At 42.7% G+C, this 3,940-nt stretch carries 3 protein-coding genes and 1 pseudogene; all 4 read right to left on the bottom strand.

The annotated features are described in order from the left end of the window. Positions 1 to 2,123 (bottom strand): annotated as a pseudogene (locus ACZMB2_RS13710) (DEAD/DEAH box helicase family protein); the annotation flags it as partial. A gap of 68 nt (positions 2,124 to 2,191) precedes the next feature. Continuing rightward, positions 2,192 to 3,280, bottom strand: a complete 1,089-nt coding sequence (locus ACZMB2_RS13705) for a DUF5688 family protein (RefSeq protein WP_008371589.1) — start codon at positions 3,278 to 3,280, stop codon at positions 2,192 to 2,194. 6 nt (positions 3,281 to 3,286) lie between these two features. Then, positions 3,287 to 3,427: a hypothetical protein gene (locus ACZMB2_RS13700; protein WP_005344203.1), complete on the bottom strand. Its 141-nt coding sequence runs from the start codon at positions 3,425 to 3,427 to the stop codon at positions 3,287 to 3,289. A gap of 96 nt (positions 3,428 to 3,523) precedes the next feature. Beyond that, the coding region (locus tag ACZMB2_RS13695; protein ID WP_487597144.1) for a SpaA isopeptide-forming pilin-related protein at positions 3,524 to 3,940 on the bottom strand (417 nt) is incomplete at its 5' end.

The following is a 3,940-nucleotide window of genomic DNA, read 5'->3' as shown; positions in this document are numbered from 1 at the left end:
GAAGCACCTGCTCCTGGTATTCCGGGTGAAGAACCACCTGTTCCATACTCATTTTTCAGGAACTCAGCTGCATCTTTCATATCATGGTGCTCCATGAAATATTCGTAAATCCGGTTACGTCCTCCAGCAGTAATGCCGCCTCTTCTTAATACTGCATCAATTTCATCCTGTGTGATAAAGGATAGTGCCGGTCGCTCTACCTTGAATTGCTGATCCACCCAGGAACGCTCCCTCTGGAGATCTTTATAACGTTGGAAATATTCCGGATTATGCTGGATTTCCCAACGATGGTAATCTTCTGGATTCTTTTCCATATCTTCCTGAAGCCATTCAAAACGATAGGCAGTCGCAGCTGCTTCTTCCGGATCTGTCCAAGCCGCCCCCACTACGTCCTGCCAGTCAGAATAAGACAACCGTTCTTCTCTGTTTCTGCTCGTATCACGGAAATGAAGTGCCAGAAGATCTGTCATTTCCTTCTGTTCCTGCTCGATAGCATTATTGGAGATAAGATTATCAGCGTAATTTCCCTCCTCATACATATCCCGAATCCTGTCAGCAGCTTCTTCCCACGTAATGATACGGTCAAAGTTTCTTCTTGCAGAGTCACCTCTCCGGATACGAATACCATCATTGTCGTACCAGATACTGATTTTCTGCCCATCTATGGTAAATCCTTTTCCTCCGGTGCCATATTCATCTTTCAGGAAGCTTTGCATTTCTTCATTATCCAAACCTTCGATCAATCTTGCAGTAATGTGAAACAGTGTATTTTTCTGTCCGCTTCCTGTTCGGAGAATATCATCTACCACTTCATCAGAAATAAGAAAAGCGGCTGGCTGTTCTAATGCAGCTGCCGCTTTCCTTATTTCTCCTAACTGTTCCTCTTGTATTGGGAACAGGCTTAATTGTAAATAATCTCCTGAATTACCATTTCCTCTGCCTGTGCTTTGATCTGGTTCATGTGTCTGGTCCATGCCATTGTGTCTGCCATCTTGTCCGGTGCCGGATCTTTCTCCAGAAGTTCGTTCATCAGGTTGTCTACTCTCTGCCTTGCCTGGCTGTCGATCTCCATCAGATGACTGTCCAGACGGTTCTGCAGTGTCAGAATGTTGAACCTGGCTACCTTGTGGTTTCTCAGATACTCTTTCCTCATCATTCCATACTTCCCGATGGTTCCTCTCGTCTCTTCCAGGCTGATATCTGGAATCTGATACTCTCCGTTCTGGCTGTAACTGATCTCTCTCATAGTCTGTTTCCTCCTTTTTTTCTTCTCTATCTTCTGTGTTCTCCGTATTACTTTCACGAATTAACGTGTTAAATTCATTATAGACTACTTCTTTTTCTTTTGCAACCGTTTTCAGGTCATTTTCCAGATCATTCAGAACATATCGTCCAATCTGCATCAGGACTGGTCTGCTGATCTCGTTGACTGCACTTCCCAGATGTCCTAATATTTTCAGCTGATTGAAGTCCGTTATATGCCGAAAATCCTCTGCATCCAGATATTCCTGTACATCCAGTCCACATCGGTTTAGTAATACATACCAGACACTATTGGTCATCAGTTCCCGGAATTCTACTTCCTGATTCTGTTCGTCCAGTTCTTCCAAAAATGTCCCTGTTACATCCAGTCTCAGTTCTTCCAATGCATCTGGAAGCCATTCCTGCATACTCTCCTTCGCTGCCTGATGCAGACTTTCAGCAAGTCCTCCTTCTATATCTTCCAGTGATAACTGCTCCTGCAGATAATCTGCCACCAGCTGTTCTCCTTCCACCGGAAGATTCCATAACTGAGGATCCTTTCCAAGATTCCGCACTTTATAAGTGTCCTGCACATCAAATACATAACGAAGTTTTGTTTTCGGTCCGGAAGTATTGTCAATCAAGGCAATCCCCTTAGATCCCTTTTTGATCCAGCGGTACATCTTCTGATTCCAGATTTCCATGGATGCTACGGCAGTTGCTTCCGGCCGCTGTGCATAAATTAAAAGCTGTTCTGGAAAAGTGTATTTGTACAGTCTGGATGCCGTGTTTAGGAACCGCATCCATTCCTGCGGACTGGCAGCTACATCTTTTGCCACCTCTTCCGTCAGCTGTTCCATTGCATATAATTTATTTGCCATGTGCTACTCCTTTTCATAAAATCAGGGACTGCTTGGCACAGTCCCCATAAAATCATCGTTACTTCTCTTTATAATGCTGCGGCAAGATCTTTTGACTTATTCTTCGGCACTTTGTCTGCCTCTTTTGCCTTGATTTCTGCCTTAGCTTTCTCCAATCTTCCATGGATTCCACCTTTTACTTCCGCTTTTTCGGCTGCTTTTTCTTTCTCCAGACGTGCTTCCCTGCGCTCAGCATTTTCCATTACTGCTGTCTTTTTATCACAGAACTGAACCTTATCAGAAAGCTGTTCCTGTCTTTCCACCTGTGTCTCATTGACTTCCTGTACCATCGCATTTAATTCTGGAACTTGAAAGATTCCGTTATCAGGGAGAATCAACACTTCATGAACAGAAGATGGGATGACAAAGTAATCGCTTCCCAGGCATTCCCCAATCTGTTTTCGAATATCTTCCTGCAGTAACAGGGAAGCTCCATTCATCTTAGATTCATTGGTAAGGCAGAACATTGGATTCTCCACAGTTTCCATATCCAATTTTTCATTCAAAAGATTCTTTGGTGTTCCTCCAAAAATCATGGATTCGACAATCTGTGTCATATCCACCAGTTGCACTCCTCTGTTCTTATCTGCCATCATCGCATCTGCCTGAATCTGTTCGACAGATACTCCCCATTCGTTCATCAGAGAAACAGTTACCGGAATACTGCTGATTCCCTCTCCATTTTCCTCCAGATTTACTGCATAATAAGCTGCAAAATCTCCGTGTTCTGTGACTACTTTGTCTGCCAAACGATCGGTATTCCATTCTTTGTCGCAAATTCTCACCTGTAATTTGTCCTTCATCTTTTCATAATCAAGAATATCCGGAACTCCCATATCAAAAAATTCTGCTTTTCCCTGTGCTTCAATACGCATATCAGCTACATCCCCAACACAAGAATCTACATCTTTCCCATTGATATATTCCTGGTAGAGAGAATCCAGATAGACTGTCGGTACGATTCTCTGATTCCCATTTGGAATTGTAATGCCAGTAAGCTTCAGTCCATTGTTTTTTTCTACTTCTTGAAGTTTAATTTCTGCGTCCTTGTAAGACTCTGGCAAATACTCCTTTACATTGTCTTTGACATATTCATAAAATTCTTTTCTGTTCATCATACGCTTTTACCCCTTTCTGATCATGTGATGGTTCATTCTTTTTCTGCTGACCATCTGCTCGGCTTTCTTCTGATAAGCCATCATTCTCTTTAAAGTTTTCTCCTGGTTTTTTCGTGCTTCCTGTCTTTTTTCCATTGCTTTCATCATAGTTTTCTGTTCCTTTCTGTGATTTTTTTGTATGAAAAAGGGAGCCTCAAATAGAAGCTCCCAATCATAACCGTTGGTTTCCTTATTTGCTTTTCCTTATTTGCTTTTCCTTTTTCTGCAGATATAAAGTCCTGCCATACCTCCTGTGGAGATTACCAGAAGCAGAATCGGCAGCCAAATATTCGTGCTGTCACCTGTTTTCGGTGCATTTGATACCTTTGTCTCTTCATGGGACTGTGGTGTATCCGGTGTGTTCGGTGTTTCTGGAACTTCCGGTTTCTCATTTGTCAGATTGAAAGTAACTTCCACGACTGGTGTACTGTCATTCGCATAAGCAAATGTCACTTCATGCTTGGTCTGATCCAGTGTGTATCCATCCAGTGTTTTTGTTTCCACCAGATAATACTTGATTGCTGTATCATATTTGCCGTTCTTAAATGTGGCAATCTCATACAGCTTACTTTCTGCATGACCGGCAGCGTCTGTCTTTAAGGTTTCCAGAACCTTTCCTTT

This window comes from Hominiventricola sp. (assembly GCF_057604405.1).
Note: the sequence above shows the minus strand (reverse complement) of the source record. Positions and strands in the feature narration are given on the sequence as shown.